General features: G+C 63.4%; 21 protein-coding genes and 1 pseudogene. 11 read left to right on the forward strand and 11 right to left on the reverse strand.

Annotation, left to right across the window (positions count from 1 at the left end):
- Positions 1-161 precede the first annotated feature (161 nt).
- Positions 162-3,110: an HD domain-containing phosphohydrolase gene (locus PST29_RS21015; protein WP_060844275.1), complete on the forward strand. Its 2,949-nt coding sequence runs from the start codon at positions 162-164 to the stop codon at positions 3,108-3,110.
- Between the two features lie 6 nt (positions 3,111-3,116).
- Here PST29_RS21015 and PST29_RS21020 read toward each other — a convergent pair whose 3' ends face one another.
- Together PST29_RS21020 and PST29_RS21025 are read right to left on the reverse strand one after the other, a co-directional pair.
- Positions 3,117-3,599: a GAF domain-containing protein gene (locus PST29_RS21020; protein WP_060844276.1), complete on the reverse strand. Its 483-nt coding sequence runs from the start codon at positions 3,597-3,599 to the stop codon at positions 3,117-3,119.
- Entirely contained in the window at positions 3,596-4,486 is an 891-nt protein-coding gene (locus PST29_RS21025; RefSeq protein WP_060840404.1) for an ATP-binding protein, read from the reverse strand. The genes PST29_RS21020 and PST29_RS21025 overlap by 4 nt, the downstream gene beginning before the upstream one ends.
- Positions 4,487-4,650: 164 nt before the next feature.
- Between PST29_RS21025 and PST29_RS21030 the strand changes: the two genes are divergently transcribed.
- Positions 4,651-6,972 (forward strand): hybrid sensor histidine kinase/response regulator, encoded by a 2,322-nt coding sequence (locus PST29_RS21030; protein ID WP_060844277.1) that lies wholly within the window; start codon positions 4,651-4,653, stop codon positions 6,970-6,972.
- On the opposite strand, the gene PST29_RS21035 is transcribed toward PST29_RS21030, so the two are convergent.
- The 3 genes from PST29_RS21035 to msrB all read right to left on the reverse strand — a co-directional run bounded on the left by PST29_RS21035 (position 6,956) and on the right by msrB (position 8,396).
- Positions 6,956-7,420 carry a MarR family winged helix-turn-helix transcriptional regulator gene (locus tag PST29_RS21035; RefSeq protein WP_060840406.1) on the reverse strand — a complete coding sequence of 155 codons (465 nt, stop codon included), beginning with the start codon at positions 7,418-7,420 and terminating at the stop codon, positions 6,956-6,958. The genes PST29_RS21030 and PST29_RS21035 overlap by 17 nt on opposite strands.
- Positions 7,417-7,902 (reverse strand): glutathione peroxidase, encoded by a 486-nt coding sequence (locus PST29_RS21040; protein ID WP_060840407.1) that lies wholly within the window; start codon positions 7,900-7,902, stop codon positions 7,417-7,419. The genes PST29_RS21035 and PST29_RS21040 overlap by 4 nt, the downstream gene beginning before the upstream one ends.
- A gap of 101 nt (positions 7,903-8,003) precedes the next feature.
- Positions 8,004-8,396, reverse strand: a complete 393-nt coding sequence (gene msrB, locus PST29_RS21045; RefSeq protein WP_060840408.1) for a peptide-methionine (R)-S-oxide reductase MsrB — start codon at positions 8,394-8,396, stop codon at positions 8,004-8,006.
- Positions 8,397-8,620: 224 nt separating this feature from the next.
- Between msrB and PST29_RS21050 the strand changes: the two genes are divergently transcribed.
- Positions 8,621-9,832: a pyridoxal phosphate-dependent aminotransferase gene (locus PST29_RS21050; protein ID WP_016965070.1), complete on the forward strand. Its 1,212-nt coding sequence runs from the start codon at positions 8,621-8,623 to the stop codon at positions 9,830-9,832.
- A gap of 304 nt (positions 9,833-10,136) precedes the next feature.
- Positions 10,137-11,024, forward strand: a complete 888-nt coding sequence (gene htpX, locus PST29_RS21055; RefSeq protein WP_016965069.1) for a protease HtpX — start codon at positions 10,137-10,139, stop codon at positions 11,022-11,024.
- A 65-nt stretch (positions 11,025-11,089) separates the two neighbouring features.
- Here the strand turns inward: htpX and PST29_RS21060 are convergent, their stop codons facing one another.
- On the reverse strand, positions 11,090-11,758 hold the full coding sequence (locus PST29_RS21060) for a thiopurine S-methyltransferase (protein ID WP_060844278.1): 669 nt from the start codon (positions 11,756-11,758) through the stop codon (positions 11,090-11,092).
- A gap of 102 nt (positions 11,759-11,860) precedes the next feature.
- Here PST29_RS21060 and PST29_RS21065 point away from each other — a divergent pair, with 102 nt between their 5' ends.
- On the forward strand, positions 11,861-12,628 hold the full coding sequence (locus PST29_RS21065; RefSeq protein WP_060844279.1) for a DODA-type extradiol aromatic ring-opening family dioxygenase: 768 nt from the start codon (positions 11,861-11,863) through the stop codon (positions 12,626-12,628).
- A gap of 138 nt (positions 12,629-12,766) precedes the next feature.
- Here the strand turns inward: PST29_RS21065 and PST29_RS21070 are convergent.
- Positions 12,767-14,474, reverse strand: a pseudogene (locus PST29_RS21070) (DEAD/DEAH box helicase).
- 76 nt (positions 14,475-14,550) lie between these two features.
- Between PST29_RS21070 and PST29_RS32190 the strand changes: the two are divergent.
- Both PST29_RS32190 and PST29_RS21075 read left to right on the forward strand, forming a co-directional pair.
- Positions 14,551-14,841, forward strand: coding sequence for a hypothetical protein (locus PST29_RS32190; RefSeq protein WP_162492867.1), 291 nt, complete (start codon positions 14,551-14,553; stop codon positions 14,839-14,841).
- Between the two features lie 19 nt (positions 14,842-14,860).
- Complete coding sequence (locus tag PST29_RS21075) at positions 14,861-15,652, forward strand: crotonase/enoyl-CoA hydratase family protein (protein ID WP_016968523.1); 792 nt, start codon at positions 14,861-14,863, stop codon at positions 15,650-15,652.
- Between the two features lie 52 nt (positions 15,653-15,704).
- On the opposite strand, the gene PST29_RS21080 is transcribed toward PST29_RS21075, so the two are convergent.
- The gene (locus tag PST29_RS21080) at positions 15,705-16,460 is read right to left on the reverse strand and encodes a spermidine synthase (RefSeq protein ID WP_060840411.1); all 756 of its coding nucleotides are present in this window, start codon (positions 16,458-16,460) and stop codon (positions 15,705-15,707) included.
- A 160-nt stretch (positions 16,461-16,620) separates the two neighbouring features.
- On the opposite strand from PST29_RS21080, the gene PST29_RS21085 reads away from it, so the two are divergent.
- Entirely contained in the window at positions 16,621-17,967 is a 1,347-nt protein-coding gene (locus PST29_RS21085; RefSeq protein WP_060844280.1) for a class II 3-deoxy-7-phosphoheptulonate synthase, read from the forward strand.
- A 68-nt stretch (positions 17,968-18,035) separates the two neighbouring features.
- Here the strand turns inward: PST29_RS21085 and PST29_RS21090 are convergent, their stop codons facing one another.
- Together PST29_RS21090 and PST29_RS21095 are read right to left on the reverse strand one after the other, a co-directional pair.
- Positions 18,036-19,250 carry a winged helix-turn-helix domain-containing protein gene (locus PST29_RS21090; protein WP_060844281.1) on the reverse strand — a complete coding sequence of 405 codons (1,215 nt, stop codon included), beginning with the start codon at positions 19,248-19,250 and terminating at the stop codon, positions 18,036-18,038.
- 66 nt (positions 19,251-19,316) lie between these two features.
- Positions 19,317-19,538, reverse strand: coding sequence for a DUF1127 domain-containing protein (locus tag PST29_RS21095; RefSeq protein WP_060841990.1), 222 nt, complete (start codon positions 19,536-19,538; stop codon positions 19,317-19,319).
- Positions 19,539-19,635: 97 nt separating this feature from the next.
- Between PST29_RS21095 and PST29_RS21100 the strand changes: the two genes are divergently transcribed.
- On the forward strand, positions 19,636-20,490 hold the full coding sequence (locus tag PST29_RS21100; RefSeq protein ID WP_060840414.1) for a LysR substrate-binding domain-containing protein: 855 nt from the start codon (positions 19,636-19,638) through the stop codon (positions 20,488-20,490).
- Here PST29_RS21100 and PST29_RS21105 read toward each other — a convergent pair.
- A complete protein-coding gene (locus PST29_RS21105) occupies positions 20,480-21,229 on the reverse strand; it encodes a sulfite exporter TauE/SafE family protein (RefSeq protein WP_060844282.1) in 750 nt (249 codons plus the stop codon). The genes PST29_RS21100 and PST29_RS21105 overlap by 11 nt on opposite strands.
- A gap of 105 nt (positions 21,230-21,334) precedes the next feature.
- Between PST29_RS21105 and PST29_RS21110 the strand changes: the two genes are divergently transcribed.
- Both PST29_RS21110 and PST29_RS21115 read left to right on the forward strand, forming a co-directional pair.
- Positions 21,335-22,285, forward strand: coding sequence for a LysR family transcriptional regulator (locus PST29_RS21110; RefSeq protein WP_060840416.1), 951 nt, complete (start codon positions 21,335-21,337; stop codon positions 22,283-22,285).
- Between the two features lie 76 nt (positions 22,286-22,361).
- On the forward strand, positions 22,362-22,823 hold the full coding sequence (locus PST29_RS21115) for a MarR family winged helix-turn-helix transcriptional regulator (protein ID WP_060841991.1): 462 nt from the start codon (positions 22,362-22,364) through the stop codon (positions 22,821-22,823).
- Positions 22,824-22,863 lie beyond the last annotated feature (40 nt).

Genomic DNA, 22,863 nt, shown 5'->3' on the forward strand with positions numbered 1-22,863 from the left:
GCGCTTGCCAGATAAATATCAAAGGGCCAGTATTGCCTCGCCACCCGTCCCTGCAGGCCAGCCCCGTCAACCCGCAGCCGACGGGGCCAAGGCAGGAAGAGCCGGCCTTAACTATGCTTGGGCCTAGAACCCAGCCCCATGCGCCTCCGGAGAGAATTGCAATGCCGAGCACGCCAACGCCTGCCCTCCGTCGCTTTCCTCTTCATATCCACATCAGCGTGATGTTCACCCTGCTGATGTTGCTCACCGGGGTCATCCTGGGGATCTACAACTACCGACAGACCACCCGCATCATCCTGCAAAGCAGCGAAAAGCTCTTCCAGCGCATCGAACAGGATGTGCGCGGCGACCTGAAGTCCACTTACGAACCCATCCGCCATCTGCTGCGCCTGCTGGCCGGGGACCCGGCGACCCAGAGCGGCAACCTGGAGCAACGCCTGGCACTGCTCAGGCCGTTCAGCCAGTCGCTGCAGGACAACCCGAACCTGGCCTCGTTGTACCTGGGGTATGCCAATGGCGATTTCTTCATGGTGCGGCCCCTGCGCGACGCGGCTATCCGCAATCAGCGCCAGGCGCCGCCCAACAGTGCCTACGAAGTCTGGAGCATCGAGCGCGACGCCAACGCCGGACAGATGCACTCACAATCACTGTTCTTCGATTCGCAGCTCTCGATGATCGGCCGCCTGGAGCACCCGCAGGAGGGCTACGACCCTCGCAACCGCGATTGGTTTTCCAACGCCCGCAGCGAAACCGAGCAGATCACCACCGAGCCCTATGTCTTCTATTCCACCAACAACGTCGGCACCACCCTGGCCCTGAGCAGCGGCAACCTGGCAGTGATGGGCGCCGACCTGACGCTGGAACAACTGTCCTCGACCCTGGCCAAGCACCGGGTCACCCCCGGCACCGAGATTGCCCTGCTCGACGACCGGGGCAACGTCGTGGCCTATCCCGACAGCGACAAGCTGGTCCTGGAGAAGCACAGCGCACGCCTGATCAAGGCCAATGCCCTGAATCCGGTGTTCGGCGCGCTGCTGCGAGAGCAGGCGGAAAACGGCCACTTGCAGTCCCAGGGGCGCAGCTGGATCGCCGCCAGCAACCGGATCGCCGAGGGCGGGCCGGGCGGCCTGCAACTGGCCTTGCTGGTGCCCGAGGATGAGCTGCTGGCCGATGCCTATCGCCTGCGCTGGCAAGGCGCGCTGATCACCCTGACCATCCTGCTGCTGTGCCTGCCCTTGGGCTGGCTGATCTCGCGGGTGCTGGTGCGACCGCTGCGCGCCCTGGTGCAAGAGGCCGACGCCATCCGCAGTTTCGACTTCAAGGTGCCGATGTCACGCCGCTCGCCGGTGCTGGAAGTGGATCAACTGAGCCTGTCCATGGCCCGGATGAAAGACACCCTGGCGAGCTTTTTCGAGATCAATGCCAGCCTGTCGGCGGAAACCCGCTTCGACCCGCTGCTGCAACGAGTGCTGTCGGAAACCGTCAAGCTGGCCCAGGCCAAGGCCGGCCTGATCTACCTCTCTGAAAGCAAGGGCGCGCGCCTGGAACCCTATGGCCTGATCATCGACGGCGAGCATCAGGATCTACCGCGCTTCAATATCGCCACCAAGGACCTGACCGACCACCGGCTGCCGGACTGGCTGCGCCAACTCACCGACAGCGACACCGTGGTCACCACCCTGGGCTTCGAACAGGCCGGTAGCCTGCAAAGCGTGCTGCTGGCCCTGGACAGTCCCAGCGCCCACTTGCTGGGCCTGCGCTTGCGCAACCGCCATCACGAAATGGTGGGCATGCTCCTGCTGTTTCTGGAGGACAGCGGCACCGAGGCGGACCTGGACAAACTCAGCCCGGATCGGATCGCCTTTATCCAGGCGGTGTCCGCCACCGCCGCGCTGTGCATCGAAAGCCAGCGCCTGCAGAACAAGCAGAAGCAACTGCTGGACGCCTTCATCCAGCTACTGGCCGGCGCCATCGACGCCAAGAGCCCGTACACCGGCGGTCACTGCCAGCGGGTGCCGGCCCTGACCCTGATGCTGGCCGAGGCCGCGGCCGCCAGCCACGACCCGCGATTCGCCGCCTACCAGCCCACCGACGACGAATGGGAAGCCCTGCATATCGCGGCCTGGCTGCACGATTGCGGCAAGGTCACGACCCCGGAATACGTGGTGGACAAGGCCACCAAGCTGGAAACCCTGAACGATCGGATCCATGAAATCCGTACCCGCTTCGAAGTGCTCAAGCGCGATGCCTGGATCGACTACTGGCGGGCCGTGGCCGAAGGGGCGGAAGTCACTGCCCAGGCCGCCAGCCGCGACGAGCGCCTGCGTGCCCTGGACGATGACTTCGCCTTTGTCGCGCGCTGCAACCTGGGGGCCGAGTTCATGGCCGAGGCCGACCAGCAGCGCCTGCAGAATATCGCCCAGCGCACCTGGAGCCGGACCCTGGACGATCGCCTGGGGGTGTCCTGGGAAGAGCTGCGGCGCCAGGAACGCACGCCGGCGCCCAGCCTGCCGGTGCAGGAGCGGCTGCTGGCGGACAAGCCGGAACACCTGTTCGAGCGCAGCGCGGTGGAGATCATGACCGCGGACAATCCCTGGGGCTTCAAGCTCCAGGTGCCGGCCCACAAGTACAACCGCGGCGAGCTGTACAACCTGAGCGTGCCCCGGGGCACGCTGACCGCCGAGGAGCGCTATGTGATCAATCACCACATCGTGCAGACCATCATCATGCTCAACCACCTGCCCTTCCCCAGCCACCTGCAGAACGTGGCGGAGATCGCCGGCGGCCATCACGAGAAGATGGACGGCAGCGGCTACCCCAAGCAGCTCAGGCGCGAACAGATGAGCCTGCCGGCGCGGATGATGGCCATCGCCGATATCTTCGAGGCCCTGACCGCCGCGGACCGCCCCTACAAGAAGGGCAAGACCCTCAGCGAAGCACTGAACATCATGGCCATGATGTGCCGCGACGCCCACATCGATCCCGAGCTGTTCGAGCTGTTTCTCCAGGAGCAGATCTATCAGCGCTACGCCGAGCGCTTCCTGGTGCCGGAGCAGATCGATGCCGTGGATCGGGACGCGCTGTTGAAAAAGGCAGGGTTGACCGCCTGATGGCGGTCAGCAGTCACTCAGGCGCAGGAAGATCGCCGCCAGTTGCTCGATCCCGGCCTGGTCCACCGGACTGAAACGGGCCAGCTTCGGGCTGTCCAGGTCGAGCACGCCGATCAGCCGGCCGTCCTTGACCAGGGGCACCACCAGCTCGCTGTTGGACGCGCTGTCACAGGCGATGTGTCCGGCAAAGGCATGCACATCCTCTACCCGCTGAGTCTGCAGGGTGGCCGCGGCAGTGCCGCAGACGCCACGGCCGAAGGGAATCCGCACGCAGGCGATCTGGCCCTGGAACGGACCCAGCACCAGTTCCTGGTTGCGGTTGAGGTAGAAGCCGGCCCAGTTCAGGTCGTCGAGCTGGCTGAACAGGAACGCCGAGAACTGCGCGGCATTGGCGATGAAGTCACGCTCATCGGCCAACAGCGACTCCAGCTGGGCACACAGCAGCCCGTAGCCATCCAGACCTTGGCCGGCACTTTGCAAATCGATCATGCTTTTTGCTCCAACAACTGCAAGCCCACCCAATAGCGGGCAAATTGATAGGCACACCGGCCGTTGCGGTTACCCCGGCCCGTGGCCCAGCGTACCGCCAGAATGTCCAGCTCCTCCGTGCGCTGCCAGCTCAAGCCGGCCTTGCGCGCCAGCTCGCCGATCCAGTGTTCCACCACATTGAGAAAGTGTTCCTGAGTGAAGGGATAGAACGACAGCCACAGGCCGAAGCGGTCCGACAGGGCGATCTTGTCCTCCACCGCTTCGCTGGGGTGCAGCTCGCCGTCGACGCGCTTCCAGTTCTCGTTGTCGCTTTCCTTTTCCGGCACCAGGTGCCGGCGGTTCGACGTGGCGTACAGCAATACGTTTTCCGGGGCCTGTTCCAGGGAGCCGTCGAGCACACTCTTGAGCACCCGGTAATCGCCCTCGCCGGCCTCGAACGACAGGTCATCGCAGAACAGCACGAAACGCTGGGGCAGCTTGACCAGTTGCTCCACCACCCGCGGCAGGTCCGCCAGGTGATCACGCTCGATCTCGATCAGCCGCAGGCCGCCCTTGGCATGTTCGGCCAGCAAGGCGCGCACCAGGGAGGATTTGCCCGTGCCACGCGACCCCCAGAGCAGCGCATGGTTGGCCGGCAGGCCATCGAGGAATTGCCGGGTGTTGCGCGCCAGTTGCTCGCGCTGCTTGTCGACCCCGATCAGATCGCTCAGGCGCATGTCCAGGCTGACCTCCAGGGGCAGCAGGAAGCCGCTGCGGCCCTCGCGCTGCCAGCGCGCGGCCAGGCACTGGTTCCAGTCGATGTTCTGGCGCAGGGTCGGCAACAGCGGTTCGATCCGGGCCAGCACGGCGTCGGCACGTTCAAGAAATGCATTCAATCGGGCATCCACGGCTTTTCCTCAGGCACGTTCAAGGTAATGATGCGGCACACAGACCAAACGCCGTCCTGATCAAAGGGTCTATCGCCTTGTCAGCTGCTGCCGACCCGACCGGCAACCAAAGATGATCAGCTATGCTTGCGCAGCGAAGGGAAACGAAAGTGGTTCAGCCCCCCATGGATATCAAGTTCACCAACCGCCTGTCCTATAAACAGGCCCGGCTCACCGTGCTGGTGGGGTTCATTCTGGGGACCGCGCTCAGTCTGCTGCAAATCGGCATCGATTATGCCAGTGAAGACGCCTCCATCAATCGTGAAATCCAGTCATTGCTGGAAATCAGCCACAACCCGGCCTCGCGCATTGCCTACAACATCGACGCCGAACTGGCCCAGGAGCTGACCCTGGGCCTGTTGCGCTCCCCGGCGATCATTCGCGCGCAATTGATCGACAACAACAATACCCTGCTGGCCAACGTCGAGCGCCCGCCGCAACAGAGCGGTTACCGGGCCCTGAGCGACTTCCTGTTCGGCGCCGACCGCCAGTTCGAGGACCGCCTGTACCTGAGCCACCTGCCGGAAGAATCCCTGGGCACCCTGCACCTGGACGTGGACACCTATGCCTTCGGCAGTCGCTTCCTGCGCCGCGCCGAGGTCACCCTGATCAACGGTTTTGCCCGCAGCCTGATCCTCACCGGGATTCTCCTGGCCTTGTTCTACGTGATGCTGACCAAGCCGCTGGTGGGGGTGATCCGCGAGCTCAGCAGCCGCGATCCGCGCAGCCCGCAACAGACTCCGCTGGAATTCCCCCCGGGCCATGAAAACGATGAAGTCGGGGTGCTGGTCAAGGTCGCCAACCAGCAGTTCGAGATCATGGCCACGGAAATCCAGCAGCGCCGCATTGCCGAGAACCGCCTGACCGAGTACCTCGGGCAACTGGAAAACATCGTCTCGGCGCGTACCACCGAGCTCAAGGCCAGCAACGCCCGGCTCAGCCAGTCCAACGAAGAACTGGAGCTTGCCCGACGCACCGCGCTGGACATGGCCCAGGCCCGCGCCGCCTTCCTGGCCAACATGAGCCACGAGATCCGCACCCCGCTCAACGGCCTGTTGGGGATGATCGCCCTGGCCCTGGACAGCCCTTTGAACCCCGAACAGCGCCAGCAGCTGTCCATCGCCCACGACTCCGGCAAGGTGCTGGTGGAGCTGCTCAACGATATTCTCGACATGTCCAAGTTCGACGCCGGGCAGCTGGAACTGGAGCGCATTCCCTTCGATCTCGGGGTGCTGGTGGAGGACACCGCCAACCTGTTGTCGCAGAACGCCGCGGCCAGCGTGGAACTGGCCTGCCTGATCGCTCCGGACTTTCCAGCCCTGGTGCTGGGGGATCCGATGCGGGTGCGGCAGATCGTCAGCAACCTGCTGTCCAATGCCCTCAAGTTCACTCGCTTCGGCCGGGTCGATGTACGCCTGAGCACGCTGGGTGACGGGGTGCGCATCGAGATCTGCGACACCGGCATCGGCATCGCCCAGGAAGCCCAGGTGAAGATTTTCCAGCCCTATACCCAAGCGGGCGCCGGCATCACCCGCCAGTACGGCGGCACCGGCCTGGGGCTGGCGCTGACCAACAACCTGTGCGAAGCCATGCACGGGCGCCTGACCATCAGTTCGGAAGTCGGTTTCGGCAGCCAGTTCTGCGCCGATCTGCCGCTGCCTTGCCATACGCCTTCGGCCCCGCCGCCGGCCTTGTCCGGAAAGGTCGTGGGCATTACCGATGCCGGTAGCGGCCTGGCCGAACTGCTCGACTCCCTGCTGCCGACCTGGGGCCTGGACTACCGGCGCTACGACATCGAGGCCTCGCTGGCCGGGATCAATCCCGACCTGCTGATCACCGATTGCCCGGAATGCCTGTTTGGCCTGCGCCCGGCCATCACCGCGCCGATCCTGCTGGTGACCGCCTATGGCAGCTTCCTGCCCAGCGAGGAGGCCAGCGCCCTGGCGCCACTGCAGCAACAGGCCCGTCCCCTGGCGCGCAATGCCCTGTATCAGACCCTGCGCCGTTCATTGCTGGCGGAAACCATCACCCTCAACGACGCCCAGTTGAACATGCCGACGCAGCGGCGTCGGGCCGACATTTTGCTGGTGGAAGACAACCCGGTGAACCAACTGGTGGCCAAGGGCATGCTGAGCAAACTCGGCTGCGCGGTGACCGTGGCCGCCCACGGTGCCGAAGCCCTCAACCAACTGGAGCACAACCGCTTCGATCTGGTGCTGATGGATTGCAACATGCCGGTCATGGACGGTTACGAGGCCAGCCGGCAGATCCGTCGCAGCGGACGCTGGCCGGACCTGCCGATCATTGCCCTGACCGCCAACGCCATGCCCGAGGAACGTGAACGCTGTCGGGCCGCGGGCATGAGCGACTACCTGGCCAAGCCATTTCGCCGCGAGGAACTGATCGCCCTGCTGGACCAGTGGGTGCCGACTACGACAAGGCTCTGATCTGCTGCAGCAGGTGATCGAGGCCGTCGCGCAAGGGATCAAGGTTGTCGAGATCGACGCCGCTGTCGCACAACAGCGCCGCCTTGAGCGGCGGCACCTGATCCCGCAGAGCCAGTCCGGCTTCGCTCAGGCTCAGGTGCACTTCCCGTTCATCGCGCCCGGAACGTTGGCGCTGCACCAACTGCAGTTGCTGCAAACGCTTGAGCAGCGGGGTCAGGGTTCCGGAGTCGAGCAACAGACGCTCCCCCAGGGCTTTGACGGTCGGCTGCGGCACAGGCGTCGCCTGCCACTCCCACAGCACCAGCATTACCAGATACTGCGGGTAGGTCAGGCCGAGGCGGTCGAGCATCGGCTTGTAACCACGCACCACCGCCCGCGAGGCGGCGTACAGCTTGAAGCACAGCTGGCGGTCGAGCTGGAGGGAGGCATCCACGGGCAGGTCGTTCATTTGAGCAGGGCTTCGATCTCGCGGGTCAGGTCCTGGGGCTTGGTCGCCGGAGCGAAGCGCTTGACCAGCTTGCCGTCCCGACCGATCAGGAACTTGGTGAAGTTCCACTTGATGCCCTGGGAACCGAGGACACCGGGCGCGCGCTTCTTCAACTGGACGAACAGCGGGTGGGCCGCGGCGCCATTGACGTCGATCTTCTTGAACAGCGGGAAGCTGACGCCATAGTTCAGCTCGCAGAACTCGGAAATCGCCCCTTCGTCACCCGGCTCCTGCTTACCGAACTGGTTGCAGGGAAAACCCAGCACCACCAGGCCCTGGTCCTTGTAGGTCTGCCACAACTGCTCAAGCCCCTTGTACTGAGGGGTGAAGCCACATTTGCTGGCGGTGTTGACCACCAGCACGGCCTTGCCGGCGAAGTCCGCCAGGGTCTTGTGTTCGCCCTTGATGGTGGTGCAGGGAATAGTCAGCAGCGAGTCGGTCATGGCAGCAATTCCACTCAGGATAAGAGTCGGTAAAAATAGCGCCCAATTAAATTGTGTGCAATTTAATTGATAAAAAGGCGACCCAAGAGTCGCCTTGTGCCCTAGCGCGGCGAGAGATCCAGGCACACCGAGTTGATGCAGTAACGCAGGCCGGTGGGTGGCGGACCGTCCGGAAAGACGTGGCCCAGGTGGGCATCGCACTTGGCACAGACCACTTCGGTGCGGATCATGCCGTGGCTCATGTCCCGGATCTCGACCATGGCGCTGTCGGCGATCGGCTCGTAGAAACTGGGCCAGCCGCAACCGGAGTCGAATTTGGCCCGGGAGTCGAACAGCGGCTCGTTGCAGCAGATGCAGTGATAGACGCCATCGGTCTTGGTGGCGTTGTACTTGCCCGAGAACGGGCGTTCGGTGCCTTTGAGCCGGCAGACGTTGTACTGCTCCGGATCGAGCATCGCCCGCCACTCTTCCAGGGTTTTTTCCAGCTTTTCCATGGTCCTTCCTCTGCAACGGAAAAAGCCCGATCTGTGTCTTTTCCACGGATCGGGCGGCACGTATGATTGCGCCTCGTCAGACGCCAGTCTGGCAGCCGCGTTACACCCATTCAAACGGATTTTGCCGCAGCCGGTGCGGGCTACAGGCCGGTGTGACACGGCAGGATTCCCAGTACGGTAGTTCATCCTCCGCCTGGATCGTTCATTTTCGGGAACACATCGCCATGCAGGTCAGCAAATCGAACAAGCTCGCCAACGTCTGTTATGACATTCGCGGCCCAGTGCTCAAGCACGCCAAGCGTCTGGAAGAGGAAGGCCATCGCATCCTCAAGCTGAACATCGGCAACCCGGCGCCCTTTGGTTTCGAAGCGCCGGACGAGATTCTCCAGGACGTGATCCGCAACCTGCCCACCGCCCAGGGCTACAGCGATTCCAAGGGCCTGTTCAGTGCGCGCAAGGCGGTGATGCAGTACTACCAGCAAAAGCAGGTGGAAGGCATCGGCATTGAAGACATCTACCTGGGCAACGGTGTTTCCGAGCTGATCGTGATGGCCATGCAGGCCCTGCTCAACAACGGCGACGAAGTGCTGGTGCCGGCCCCGGACTATCCGCTGTGGACCGCCGCGGTGAGCCTCGCCGGCGGCAACCCGGTGCACTACCTGTGCGACGAGCAGGCCAACTGGTGGCCGGACCTGGCCGACATCAAGGCCAAGATCACCCCGAACACCAAGGCCCTGGTGATCATCAACCCGAACAACCCCACCGGCGCCGTGTACCCCAAGGAAGTGCTGCTGGGCATGCTGGAACTGGCCCGCCAGCACAACCTGGTGGTGTTCTCGGACGAGATCTACGACAAGATCCTCTACGACGACGCCGTGCACATCTGCACCGCTTCCCTGGCACCGGACCTGCTGTGCCTGACCTTCAACGGCCTGTCCAAGTCCTACCGCGTGGCCGGTTTCCGTTCCGGCTGGGTGGCGATTTCCGGTCCCAAGCAACATGCCCTGAGCTATATCGAAGGCATCGACATGCTGGCCAACATGCGCCTGTGCGCCAACGTGCCCAGCCAGCACGCGATCCAGACCGCCCTGGGCGGCTACCAGAGCATCAACGACCTGGTGCTGCCGCCGGGCCGCCTGCTGGAACAGCGCAACCGCACCTGGGAGCTGCTCAACGACATTCCCGGGGTCAGCTGCGTGAAACCCATGGGCGCGCTGTATGCCTTCCCCCGGATCGACCCGAAAGTCTGCCCGATCCATAACGACGAGAAGTTCGTTCTCGACCTGCTGCTTTCGGAAAAACTCCTGGTGGTCCAGGGCACCGCCTTCAACTGGCCTTGGCCGGATCACTTCCGCGTGGTCACCCTGCCGCGGGTGGATGACCTGGAACAGGCCATTGGTCGGATCGGAAGTTTCCTCAAGTCCTACCGTCAGTAATCCGAATCACGCAGTGCGATCCTTACCCGGTCGCACTGCGATTAATTCAGCAACACATCTTCACTGCCCTGCACCACGCCCCTTCTATAAGCTTGCACTTTCCGCCCGGCCCATGGTCACAAACCCTGCACCGCAGCCGGTTGATTGCCCCATCCGACAATCGCTCGCGCCGCGTCAATGCAAGCGCCTAACACTGGGGCTAGACGACACAGTTTGAAATAGAAGCCGTATTGAATAGGCCGTTGCCGCACCTTATATACCCCGCAGTACGCTACATCTTTAGCTTGAGGAGATTTCTACAACCATGATGCGAATCCTGCTGTTTTTGGCCACTAACCTTGCGGTCGTGCTGATTGCCAGCATCACCCTGAGCCTTTTCGGCTTCAACGGGTTCATGGCGGCCAATGGGGTTGATCTCAACCTCAATCAGCTGCTGATTTTCTGTGCCGTCTTTGGTTTTGCCGGTTCGCTGTTCTCGCTGTTCATCTCCAAGTGGATGGCGAAGATGAGCACCAGCACGCAGATCATCACTCAACCGCGCACCCGCCATGAGCAATGGTTGTTGCAAACCGTTGAGCAACTGTCCCGCGAAGCCGGGATCAAGATGCCCGAAGTGGGTATTTTCCCGGCCTACGAGGCCAACGCCTTCGCTACCGGCTGGAACAAGAACGACGCCCTGGTAGCGGTCAGCCAGGGCCTGCTGGAGCGTTTCTCGCCCGATGAAGTGAAAGCCGTGCTGGCCCACGAGATCGGTCACGTTGCCAACGGCGACATGGTGACCCTGGCGCTGATCCAGGGCGTGGTGAACACCTTCGTGATGTTCTTCGCGCGGATCATCGGCAACTTCGTCGACAAGGTGATCTTCAAGAACGAAGAAGGCCAGGGCATTGCCTACTACGTGGCGACCATCTTCGCCGAGCTGGTCCTGGGCTTCCTGGCCAGCGCCATCGTCATGTGGTTCTCGCGCAAGCGTGAATACCGTGCCGACGAAGCCGGTGCCCGCCTGGCCGGCACCAACGCCATGATCGGCGCCCTACAGCGCCTGCGTTCGGAACAGGGCCTGCCGGTGCATATGCCCGACACCCTGAACGCCTTCGGCATCAATGGCGGCATCAAACAGGGCCTGGCTCGCATGTTCATGAGCCACCCGCCGCTGGAAGAGCGTATCGACGCCCTGCGTCGTCGCGGCTGATCCACTGCAAGGCCATACCCAAAAGGGCGACGCGAGTCGCCCTTTTGCATGGCCGCCAATAAAGCCTATTCACGGACACCTTGCTTGTTCAGGCGATAGACCCGCTCCACCAGCCGGGTCACGCCACTCTGGAGAAACTTCCAGCTCTCTCCCAGAATGTCGCGCTCCGTTTCGACCTGCAGCTGCCAGACCTCCCCCAGGCGCTGGTGAACTTCATCGTCGAGCACCGCGAATGGCGGCCCGTCCAGTTGCTCCTGGGCGTAGTCCATGGTTATCAGCAGCCCCTGGCTGCCCTCCGGCAACAGGCCATTGAGGTGGGCGGTGTAACGCTGCCGCATCGGCGGGGGCAAGGCGATCATGGCCGCACGGTCGTACAGGGCTGTGCAACCAGCCGTGTCCTCGGCAGTCAGGGCAAAGAAATCGCCGCACCAGAGCTGGATCGGACCCTGGGCATAGACCTTGAACTCTCCGTGCTGGCGGATCTGCGGCTGCAACTGATGCTCACGGAAGAAATCTTCCACCGCCTTTTCCGCCAGCTCGATGCCCAGCACCTCGAAGCCCTGGTCGGCCAGCCAGATCAAGTCCAGGCTCTTGCCGCACAACGGCACCAGCACACGGGTTTGTGCTGCCAGCCCCAGAGCCGGCCAGTACTGCTGCAGGTAGGGGTTGACCTCTGCCAGGTGAAAGCCGATCTGATCCCGCTCCCAACGCTTGTGCCAAAAGTCCGCTTGCATGAGAAGTCCTTAAAATTCGATCAAAAAGCGCTAAAACTTATATTAGATTTAGATCAATGATCTGATTGAAGATGGCGCATCTTAACCTTCAGGACCTTCCTCATGCTCCCCAGCCTGTTTATCTCCCATGGTTCTCCCATGCTGGCCCTGGAACCCGGTGCCAGTGGTCCCGCCCTGGCCAACCTGGCGGCACAGCTGCCACGCCCCAAGGCGATCCTGGTGGTTTCAGCCCATTGGGAAAGCCAGGATCTGCGGGTCAGCGCCCACCCTCATCCGGAAACCTGGCATGACTTCGGCGGCTTCCCCGCCGCCTTGTTTGCCGTGCAATACCCGGCTCCCGGCGATCCTGAACTGGCGGCACAAGTGGTGGAGCTGCTCAAGGCCGACGGCCTGCCGGCGCAGCTGGACAACCAGCGCCCCTTCGACCACGGCGCCTGGGTGCCGCTGTCGCTGATGTACCCGCAAGCGGACATCCCGGTGATCCAGCTATCGCTGCCCAGTCGCCTGGGCCCGGCCCTGCAGACCCGTATCGGCCACGCCCTGGCAGGCCTGCGGCAACAGGGCGTGTTGCTGATCGGCTCCGGCAGCATCACCCACAACCTGCGGGAACTGGACTGGCACGCCGGTCCGGAAAGCGTCGAACCCTGGGCCAAGGCCTTTCGTGACTGGATGATCGAAAAACTGGCGGCCAATGATGAAGCGGCCCTGCATGATTACCGGCAGCAGGCACCGCATGCCGTGCGCAGCCATCCCAGCGATGAACACCTGCTGCCGCTGTACTTCGCCCGAGGTGCCGGTGGCGAATTCAGCGTGGCCCACCAGGGCTTCACCCTGGGCGCGCTGGGCATGGACATCTACCGCTTTGGCTGAAGCCTCAGCGCCAAGGCTGCTACACCGCCGCGCAGCAGCCGGCTTGCCGGCGAACAGTCCCGGCCCGAACTCCAGGCAAAAAAAATCCCCGAACCAGTCGGGGATTTTTTATGCCTGATCAATCAGCCCGAGGGCGGATCAATCTTCGCGGTAGCGACGCAGTTTCAGCTGCTTGCCAGCTACGCGAGTGTCCTTGAGCTTGGTCAGCAGACGGTCAAGACCGTCTTCCGGCAGCTCGACCAGACTGAAGCTGTCACGCACCTGGATGCGACCGATGGCTTCACGGGCCAGGCCACCTTCGTTGAGGATCGCGCCCAAGAGGTTCTTGGCAGCGATACCGTCACGGGCACCCAGCGCGGTACGGCAGCGAGCACGGCCTTCGCCCAGAGGCATTGGCGCGCGACGCTCACGGTCACCACGATCAGGACGATCGCCGGAACGCTCAGGACGATCACCACGTGGCGCGCTGTTGGGCACCAGTGGACGCTCTTTCTCGATGGCTGCCAGGTTCAGCGCCTGACCGTTGGTGGCCTTGCGCAGCAGGGCCGCGGCCAGAGCACGCGGGCTGCAACCGATGTCGGCGGTCAGACGATCCAGCAGCTCGCCGTGGGTCGCTTCGGCATCGGCCACCAGCGGCGACAGGCTGTTGGTCAGCTTCTTGATGCGGGCATCAAGAACGGCCTGGGCGTCTGGCAGGCGAACTTCGGCAACCTTCTGACCGGTCACACGCTCGATCACTTGCAGCATGCGGCGCTCACGCGGAGTCACCAGCAACAGTGCGCGACCTTCGCGACCGGCACGGCCGGTACGGCCGATACGGTGCACGTAGGATTCCGGGTCGTACGGCATGTCCACGTTGAATACGTGGGTGATGCGCGGTACGTCCAGACCGCGAGCGGCGACGTCGGTGGCCACAACGATGTCCAGACGACCATCCTTGAGGGAGTCGATCACGCGCTCACGCTGGTTCTGGGCAATGTCACCGTTCAGCGCAGCGGCCTTGTAGCCTTTGGCTTCCAGGGCACTGGCCAGGTCCAGGGTCGCTTGCTTGGTACGCACGAACATGATCAGGGCGTCGAAATCTTCAACTTCCAGCAGGCTCAGAACGGCAGAGGTCTTCTGGTCAGCGTGAACCAGCAGGTGAGCCTGCTCGATCGCGGTAACGGTCTGGGTCTTGCTCTGGATCTTGACGTGTTTCGGGTCTTTCAGGTGACGCTCGGCAATGGCCCGGATCGACTGCGGCAGGGTGGCCGAAAACAGTACGGTCTGGCGGGACTCAGGCATGGCCTTGAAGATGACTTCCAGGTCATCCATGAAGCCCAGCTTGAGCATTTCGTCGGCTTCGTCGAGAACCAGGTGGTTCACGGTGGCCAACACTTTTTCGTCGCGACGCAGGTGGTCGCACAGACGGCCCGGTGTGGCGACAACGATCTGTGCGCCATTCCGGATTGCTTTCAATTGTGGGCCCATCGGCGCACCGCCGTAGACGGCCACAACAGTCACGCCCGGCATCTGCTTGGCGTAGGTTTCGAAAGCGGTTGCAACTTGCAGCGCCAACTCACGGGTTGGGGCCAGGATCAGAGCTTGCGGCTCGCGCTTGGACGGATCAATGCGGTGCAGGATAGGCAGGGCAAAGGCAGCGGTTTTACCGGTACCGGTTTGCGCCTGGCCAATCATATCGTGCCCGGCAAGGATGATCGGGATCGACTGCTGCTGAATAGCCGAAGGCTCTTCATAGCCGGTAGCGACTACTGCAGCAACAATATTGGGATGAAGTTCAAGAGCGGCGAAGCCGCCGATTTCCTGGGTCATGGGTCTGCCTCTAAGTGCATCCGCAAAGACCCATGCTCCAAAGCTGCGCATGCCGTGTAAGACTCAAGAGTCACCCTGGCAGCTTTGTCGGCGGGGATTTGCGAAAACGATTGGATGAATGGATCGTCAAGGATAGTCCGCGCAGCGGACAAGCAGCCGAAGCTGACTTCGGGGAATTGCATTACCTAAACGTGGCCCGGCTAAAGGCCGGCGCGCACTATACCGGAATTACTAAAAAAAGGGAGTTTTTTTTATCGGAAAAATCCGCTCAACGCCCGATGGTCACGGGCTTTGCGCAGACTCGAAGGGCGCGCTATTTTGCTTGGGCCCGCCGCTGTTGGTCGTCACCGCTAAAACGATTCACCCTGGTGCTTGAAAGCCGTCTCGCCCATTCCCTCTAACCCCTTGAGGATCGCGTCCATGAATCAGCCCAGTGCCAGCCGTGTCAGCCGCGAACTGCGCGGTCACCTATTCCTGATCGGCCTGGACCGGGTCGCCAAGCGCAATGCCTTCGACCTGGAGCTGCTCAACCAGCTGAGCCTGGCCTACGGCGAGTTCGAAGCCAGCAGCCAGGCGCGGATCGCCGTGGTGTTCGGCCACGGCGAGCACTTCACCGCGGGATTGGACCTGGCCAATGTCGGTGCCGCCCTGGCCCAGGGCTGGCAGGCACCACCCGGCGGCTGCGACCCTTGGGGCGTGTTCGCCGGACCGCGGGTGAGCAAGCCGGTGATCGTCGCCGTGCAGGGCTACTGCCTGACCATCGGTATCGAGCTGATGCTGGCGGCGGACATCAATCTGTGTGCCAGCAATACGCGCTTTGCCCAGATGGAGGTGCAACGCGGAATATTTCCCTTCGGCGGCGCGACCCTGCGCCTGCACCAACTGGCCGGCTGGGGCAATGCCATGCGCTGGTTGCTCACCGGCGATGAGTTCGACGCCCATGAAGCGCTGCGCCTGGGACTGGTGCAGGAGGTGATGGCCAGCGAAGACCTGCTGCCCCGGGCCGTGGAACTGGCCGAACGCATCGCCCGGCAAGCACCGCTGGGCGTGCAGGCGACGCTGATGTCGGCGCGTCAGGCCCGGCTTGAGGGCGAAACACTGGCCGCTCAGGGCCTGCCGCCGCTGGTGCACAAGCTGATGAACAGCGAGGACGCCAAGGAAGGGGTGCGAGCGATGATCGAGAAACGCCCCGGGGTGTTCAAGGGCTGTTGAACCGGCTGGCCGGCGGATTGTCTTCGCCGGCCAGCCGTGGCCTGGCAGGGGTTTAAGTGGCGGGGCGAATGGCCTTGATCAGCGGCTGCAGGGAGTAACCCAGGCGCGGGGCCAGGGCTTCGGCCCGGGCATTCAGAGCTGGCAGATCGAGCGTCTGATCAAGATCGGAGGGCACGATCAAAATCACGTTGCCTTCCTTCACCGGCAGCTCCCAGTAATGCCGGTGATAGAGCCCGCGCAACAGCGCGGCGCCCAAGGGCTTGCCATCATCGGTGGCCCATTGGTTGATCACCAGCCAGCCCCCGGGATTGAGGCGCTTCTGGCAGTTTTCCAGAAACCCCCAGGCCAGATGGCCGACGCCGGGGCCGACATCGGTGTACAGGTCGACGAAGATCAGATCGGCGGATTCGGCGCTGTCCAGCAGCTCCAGGGCATCGCCGATTCTTATATATAGACGCGGATCGTCGTCCAGCCCCAGGTACTCGATGGCCAGGCGCGGCACATCCGGACGCAGTTCGATGGCCTCGACGTCTTCCAGGGGCAGGAACTTCAGGCAGGCCTGGGTCAGGGTCCCGGCGCCCAGGCCGAGAAACAGTGCGCTCTCCGGCGCCTCATGACACAGGGCACCGATCAGCATGGCCCGGGTGTAGTCGTACTCCAGCCAACTGGGGTCGGCGGTGAACACGCAGCTTTGCTCGATGGCGTCGCCAAATTCGAGGAAGCGGTAGTCCGCCACTTCCAATACCCGAATCATGCCGAACTCGTCATGAACCTCGGCGAGCACACGCTCGACGCGCTCCTCAGTCATTTCATCTCCTAGTCGCGGGGCCCGCAATCGGGCCGGCGCGAGAAACCAACCGCTCGGCAGCGAGCGGGAAAGGCGCGATTGTCGGCCAAGCGAGAGGAGCAGGTCACGCACTAATTTGCTGCTAACATGCCCCTCCCACCGTAAAACACTCGAGTCCGCGATGAGCCAACCCTGGAGCCCCGACAGCTGGCGCGCCCTGCCGATCCAGCAACAACCCCAGTACCCCGACGCCGCACATCTGCTGCAGGTCGAGCAGACCCTGGCCAGTTATCCACCGCTGGTGTTTGCCGGTGAGGCCCGGGAGTTGCGCCGCCAGTTCGCCGAAGTCACCCAGGGTCGCGCCTTCCTGCTGCAGGGCGGCGACTGCGCCGAAAGCTTTGCCGAATTCTCCGCGGCGAAAATCCGCGACACCTTCAAGGTGCTGCTGCAGATGGCGATTGTCATGACCTTTGCCGCCGGCTGCCCGGTGGTCAAGGTCGGACGCATGGCCGGGCAATTCGCCAAACCGCGCTCGGCCAACGACGAAACCATCAATGGCGTGACCTTGCCGGCCTATCGTGGCGACATCGTCAACGGCATCGGTTTCGATGAGAAAAGCCGGGTACCGGACCCGGACCGCCTGCTGCAGTCCTATCACCAGGCCACCGCCACCCTGAACCTGCTGCGGGCCTTTGCCCAGGGCGGGTTTGCCGACCTGCATCAGGTGCACAAGTGGAACCTGGACTTCATCGCCAACTCGGCCCTGGCCGCGAAGTACAGCCAGCTGGCGGATCGCATCGATGAAACCCTGGCCTTCATGCGCGCCTGCGGCATGGACAGCTCGCCGCAACTGCGCGAAACCAGCTTCTTCACCGCCCACGAAGCGCTGCTGCTCAATTACGAGGAAGCCTTCGTCCGTCGCGACAGCCTGACCAACGACTACTACGACTGCTCGGCCCACATGCTGTGGATCGGCGACCGCACCCGCCAGCTCGACGGTGCTCACGTCGAGTTCCTGCGCGGGGTGAACAACCCGATCGGGGTCAAGGTCGGCCCGAGCATGAACACCGAGGAACTGATCCACCTGATCGATATCCTCAACCCGAGCAACGATCCAGGCCGGCTCAACCTGATCGTGCGCATGGGTGCCCACAAGGTCGGCGACCACCTGCCACAGCTGATCCGCGCGGTCGAGCGCGAAGGCAAGCAGGTGCTCTGGAGCTCGGACCCGATGCACGGCAACACCATCAAGGCCAGCAGCGGCTACAAGACCCGGGATTTCGCGCAGATCCTGAGCGAGGTCAAAGAGTTCTTCCAGGTGCATCAGGCCGAAGGCAGCTATGCCGGCGGCATCCATATCGAGATGACCGGACAGAACGTCACCGAGTGCATCGGCGGCGCCCGCCCGATCACCGAAGACGGCCTGTCGGACCGCTATCACACCCATTGCGACCCGCGGATGAACGCCGACCAGTCCCTGGAACTGGCCTTCCTGATCGCCGAGACGCTCAAACAGGTCAAGCGTTGAGAAGCGCTTTCGCGGGCAAGCCCGCTCCTACAAGGGCAGCGTAGGAGCGGGCTTGCCCGCGAAGCTCTTCACGCCATGACCTCACGCAGACGGCGTGCGCCGTCACGTCGGCAATTGAGCTGAATCTGCTCCAGCCCCAGCCAAGTGGCCATCTGCCGTAGCTGCCCGGCCAACGCCACCACCCCCTCCTCGTCCAGGCCTGGCTCCTCCTCATGCACCGCATGCACCGCCAGGCAGCCTTGGGCTCGCTCCGCCCGCAGGTCGATGCGGGCGACAATCCGCTCGTTGTGCAGGAACGGCAGCACGTAATAGCCATAGACCCGCTTGTGCCTTGGCGTGTAGATCTCCAGCCGATAGCGGAAGTCGAACAGCCGCTCGGTGCGACTGCGCTCCCAGATCAGCGAATCGAACGGTGAGAGCAACGCACTGGCGTCGACCTGACGCGGCACCCTGACCTGCGGCAGACAGTAGGCCGGCTGGCGCCAGCCCTGCACTTCGCAGCTCAACAACTCGCCGGACTCCAGCAACTCCGCCAGCCGCGCACGGCTGTCGCCGGGATCCAGGCGAAAGTAGTCTCGCAGGTCCTTCTCCGTGGCCACGCCCAGGGCCCTGGCCGCGTGCACCAGCAAGCCGCGCTGGGCCTGGGCTTCGTCCAGCGGCGACTGCTGGAGAATGGCCGCCGGCAGCACCCGCTCCGGCAAATCGTAGAGCCGCTCGAAGCCACGACGCCCGGCCACCGTCACTTCACCGGCGGCGAACAACCATTCCAGGGCGTGCTTTTCATCGCTCCAATCCCACCAGGGCCCGGCGCGCTCCTCGCGGGTGGAAAGGCTGCCGGCACCCAGCGCGCCCTGCTCTTGGACCGCCGCCAGAACCCGACGGACCGTGACCAGGCGCTCCTGGCCAAAACGCGCCAGCTGCGAATAGATGCCCTGCCCTTGCCGCGCCCGCTGCATCCGCCAGCGCAGCAACGGGTACATGGACATGGGCAGCAACGACGCCTCATGCCCCCAGTATTCGAACAAGGTGCGTTGCCGCCCCTGACTCCAGGCGGCCTGGTCGAGCAGCGCCTGTGGATAACTGCCCAGGCGGGAGAACAGCGGCAGGTAATGCGCCCGCACCAGGGCATTGACCGAATCGATCTGCAGCAGGCCCAGGCGCTCGATCTGTCGATTGAGCCCCGCGGCCTTGATCGTTGCCGGCGGCCGGCGCCCGCCGAACCCCTGGGCGGCCAGGGCTAATCGGCGAGCTTGCTTGAGTGAAAAAGAACATTCTGCGGGCATGGGGGAGTCTCCTTGTCTGCCCGCACGCTAGCGCACCGGGAACCGGCTTGTGTAGCACCCTTGCCGCTATTTATGCATTGGGTCGTCCCAGAACGGGCGGACCCGCTCATGCTCGACATCGACCCGCGTGAGCCCCAGGTCCTTCAACGCCTCATCGCTCAGCCCGGCCAGCATCCGGCGCTCGCGCCCAAGCTCATACCAGCGCATGACCCGACGCCACAGGCCGCTGAAGGCCAGCGCCTGAAATGACAGCTTGTGGACCAGCACATAACCCTTTTGACCTTTCATCATCTTGCCCTCCAGTGGGGATGACGACAGTGTCTGCCGGGGCTTAAGATCAATCCAACGAATGTTTCTTATGCCATACATCTCAGGATTTGATGCAATGTCCCAGTTCCCCAGCATCGATACCGAAGTTCTGCGCACCTTCGTCGCCATCGCCGATGAAGGCGGTTTTACCCGGGCCGGCGAGCGGGTCAATCGCACTCAATCCGCGGTGAGCATGCAGATGAAGCGCCTGGAGGAAGACGTGCTGCAGCGCCAGCTGTTCCAGCGCGACGGGCGCCAGGTCAAGCTCACCGCCGAGGGCCAGGTGCTGCTGGGCTACGCCCGACGCATCCTGAAACTGCATAGCGAGGTGTTCAATACCCTGCGCGAGCCGCACATGGTGGGCCTGGTACGCATCGGCACCCCGGATGACTATGTGATGCGCTTTCTGCCGGGGATTCTGTCGCGCTTTGCCCAAAGCTATCCGCTGATCCAGATCGAGGTGCATTGCGAGTCAAGCAAACAGCTGTTGCAACGCCAGGACCTGGACCTGTCCATCGTCACCCGCGAGCCGGGCAGCGAGATCGGCCAACTGCTGCGCAAGGAGCGCTTCGTCTGGGCCGTGGCCCAGTGCTTCAATCCCCACGAGCAAACACCTCTGCCCCTGGCAATGTTCAACAGCGACTGCTTCTGCCGGCTCTGGGCCTGCAACGCTCTGGACGCTGCGGGCCTGGACTACCGCATTGCCTACAACAGTTCCAGCCTGTCGGCGATCATGGCGGTGGTCAGCGCCGGGCTGGCGGTCACCGCCCAATTGGAAAGCCTGATCACCCCGGACATGCGCATCCTCGGCGAGGCACAGGGGCTGCCGCAATTGCCGGAAGCCAGCATCATGCTGGTACGCAACCTCAACAATCCCTCCCCGATCACCGAGTGCCTGGCAGAGCACATCGTCGAAGGCTTCAAACTTTGAAGGCCAGCATCACGGCACACACCACCAGGAAACCGCAGAACAACCCACGCAACAGGCGCTCGGGCAAGGCATGAGCCACCTTCACCCCCCAACTGATGCTCAACAGACCGCCGGCCGCCAACGGCAGGCCGATCATCCAGTCCACCTGATGATGCAAGCCGTAGGTCACCAGGGTCACCCCGGTGCTCGGCAGCGCCAGGGCCAGGGACAGCCCCTGCGCCACCACCTGGGTGGTGCCGAAGATGCTGGTCAATACTGGCGTGGCCACTACCGCTCCGCCCACGCCGAACAAACCGCCCATGGCCCCGGAAGCGGCGCCCAGAACCCCCAGCCAAGGCCAGGAATAACGCATCTGCGTGCTGGCCGGCGCGCTGCTCATGAACATGCGCAGCAGGTTGTAGGCCGACAGCAGCAGGAGAAAGGCGACAAAGCCGATACGCATCTTCTGCGCGTCAATGCCCACCGCCCAGATCGAGCCGAGCCAGGCGAAACAAAAGCCCATCAGGGCCAGCGGCAGGGCATGGCGCAGTTCGATGCGGTTGCGCTGGTGATAACGCCACAGCGCCAGCATCACATTGGGCACCACCATCACCAGCGCGGTGCCCTGGGCAATCTGCTGGTCCAGGCCGAACATGACCCCCAGCACCGGAATGGCGATCAAACCGCCACCGATCCCGAACAGACCGCCCACCGTGCCCAGGGCTGCGCCCAACAACAGATACATCACTAACTCGATCAAAGCGTCTCTCCTCACCCGAGAGCTGCATGCTACGCAGTCGGCCCTGGCTCGGAAACGCACAGCAACGCACAATGGCTGTGCCGTTTTCGCATAAGCGACCTGATCATGAATCCCAATATCCTCACCGAACAACTGGGGCTGTTTCTCGATGTGCTTGAAGCCGGGAGCTTTTCCGCCGCGGCCCGCCGTCATCCCCTGACCCCTTCCGCCGTGGCTCGGCGCATCGACAGCCTGGAAAATGCCGTGGGCACCCCACTGTTCATGCGCACCACCCACGCGGTAGTCGCTACTGCGGCGGGCCTGGCCTTCGCCGAACGGGCCCGGCGCATCGTCGCTGAACTGCAACTGGCTCGCGCCGAAGCGGTGTCCTTGAGCCACGCCCCGGAAGGCCTGATCCGCATCGATGCCCCGGCCGCCTTCGGTCGCCGCCATCTGGCACCGGCCATTGCCGACTTCCTGGCGCTCTATCCGGGGCTGGACGTGCAGTTGCACCTGATCGACAGCTTCGTCGACATGCAGGGCTCGCATCTGGGCAAGGTCGATCTGGTCCTGCGCGCAGGCCAGCGGGTGGATACGCGAATGGTCGCCACGTCCCTGGCCAGCATCGTGCGCATCGCCTGCGCCAGCCCGTCCTACCTGAAAAACCGCGGCATCCCGACCCATCCCGCCGAACTCAGCCAGCACGATGGCCTGGACTGGGACGGGCTGGCGCCGCTGTTTGCCTGGCGTTTCGAGCTTGATGGCCAGGTGCAGAGCCATCGCCCCCAGCGCATCCGCCTCAGTGCCAACAATGCCGAAGCCCTGCTTTCCGGGGCCCTGGCCGGCCTGGGAATTGCGCACCTGCCGACCTGGCTGGTGAGCGAATACCTGCTGCGGGGGGAACTGGTGCCGCTGTTCTGCGACGGCGGCCTGCCCAAGCCGGAAACCGCCGGCATCTACGCCTTGCGCATGGAACAGCATCCCAATGCCCGCAGCCGCTTGCTCCTGGAATACCTGAAGAGCCGTTTCAGCCCGATTCCACCCTGGGACCTGGCGCTGCAAAGCGCCATGGGCTAGGCCTGGCGGAAAATTATCTGGCGCATTAAAGACTCGCCCGCTAGATTCAGGACCATTAATGATCAAGGCCAGCCTCATGACCACCCAACCCTCTACCGCGGACACTTGCGAACAGCTGCTGCTGGATAACCAGGTATGTTTCGCCCTGCATTCCACATCGCTGCTGATGACCAAGGTCTACAAGCCATTGCTGCAGCGACTGGGTCTGACCTACCCGCAGTACCTGGCCATGCTGGTGCTCTGGGAGCGCGACGGACTGACCGTGGGCGAGATCAGCCAGCGGTTGCTGACCGATCCGGGCTCACTGACGCCACTGCTCAAGCGCCTGGAAGCCGAGGGCCTGCTGAGCCGGACCCGCAGCCGGGAAGATGAGCGGGTGGTGATTGTGCAACTGACCGAGCAGGGTCGCGCCCTCAAGGATCAGGCCCGGGAAATCCCCCAGTGCATCCTCGGCGCCAGCGGCCGCACGGTGGAGCAGTTGCGCCGGTTGCAGGAGGAGTTGCAGGTACTGCGGGGGCATTTGCAAGACAGCCTTTGAGGCGGCATCGATCAACCAGCTCTCAGCGGCGGGAGCTGGT

Source organism: Pseudomonas sp. St29 (assembly GCF_001547915.1).
GTDB lineage: Bacteria > Pseudomonadota > Gammaproteobacteria > Pseudomonadales > Pseudomonadaceae > Aquipseudomonas.

What these genes read in the sequence shown, in the direction of transcription:
- PST29_RS21015 (WP_060844275.1), top strand. Translation starts at nt 162, where the DNA reads ATGCCGAGCACGCCAACGCCTGCCCTCCGTCGCTTTCCTCTTCATATC.
- PST29_RS21020 (WP_060844276.1), bottom strand. Translation starts at nt 3,599, where the DNA reads ATGATCGATTTGCAAAGTGCCGGCCAAGGTCTGGATGGCTACGGGCTG.
- PST29_RS21030 (WP_060844277.1), top strand. Translation starts at nt 4,651, where the DNA reads ATGGATATCAAGTTCACCAACCGCCTGTCCTATAAACAGGCCCGGCTC.
- PST29_RS21035 (WP_060840406.1), bottom strand. Translation starts at nt 7,420, where the DNA reads ATGAACGACCTGCCCGTGGATGCCTCCCTCCAGCTCGACCGCCAGCTG.
- PST29_RS21040 (WP_060840407.1), bottom strand. Translation starts at nt 7,902, where the DNA reads ATGACCGACTCGCTGCTGACTATTCCCTGCACCACCATCAAGGGCGAA.
- msrB (WP_060840408.1), bottom strand. Translation starts at nt 8,396, where the DNA reads ATGGAAAAGCTGGAAAAAACCCTGGAAGAGTGGCGGGCGATGCTCGAT.
- PST29_RS21050 (WP_016965070.1), top strand. Translation starts at nt 8,621, where the DNA reads ATGCAGGTCAGCAAATCGAACAAGCTCGCCAACGTCTGTTATGACATT.
- htpX (WP_016965069.1), top strand. Translation starts at nt 10,137, where the DNA reads ATGATGCGAATCCTGCTGTTTTTGGCCACTAACCTTGCGGTCGTGCTG.
- PST29_RS21060 (WP_060844278.1), bottom strand. Translation starts at nt 11,758, where the DNA reads ATGCAAGCGGACTTTTGGCACAAGCGTTGGGAGCGGGATCAGATCGGC.
- PST29_RS21065 (WP_060844279.1), top strand. Translation starts at nt 11,861, where the DNA reads ATGCTCCCCAGCCTGTTTATCTCCCATGGTTCTCCCATGCTGGCCCTG.
- PST29_RS21075 (WP_016968523.1), top strand. Translation starts at nt 14,861, where the DNA reads ATGAATCAGCCCAGTGCCAGCCGTGTCAGCCGCGAACTGCGCGGTCAC.
- PST29_RS21080 (WP_060840411.1), bottom strand. Translation starts at nt 16,460, where the DNA reads ATGACTGAGGAGCGCGTCGAGCGTGTGCTCGCCGAGGTTCATGACGAG.
- PST29_RS21085 (WP_060844280.1), top strand. Translation starts at nt 16,621, where the DNA reads ATGAGCCAACCCTGGAGCCCCGACAGCTGGCGCGCCCTGCCGATCCAG.
- PST29_RS21090 (WP_060844281.1), bottom strand. Translation starts at nt 19,250, where the DNA reads ATGCCCGCAGAATGTTCTTTTTCACTCAAGCAAGCTCGCCGATTAGCC.
- PST29_RS21095 (WP_060841990.1), bottom strand. Translation starts at nt 19,538, where the DNA reads ATGAAAGGTCAAAAGGGTTATGTGCTGGTCCACAAGCTGTCATTTCAG.
- PST29_RS21100 (WP_060840414.1), top strand. Translation starts at nt 19,636, where the DNA reads ATGTCCCAGTTCCCCAGCATCGATACCGAAGTTCTGCGCACCTTCGTC.
- PST29_RS21110 (WP_060840416.1), top strand. Translation starts at nt 21,335, where the DNA reads ATGAATCCCAATATCCTCACCGAACAACTGGGGCTGTTTCTCGATGTG.
- PST29_RS21115 (WP_060841991.1), top strand. Translation starts at nt 22,362, where the DNA reads ATGACCACCCAACCCTCTACCGCGGACACTTGCGAACAGCTGCTGCTG.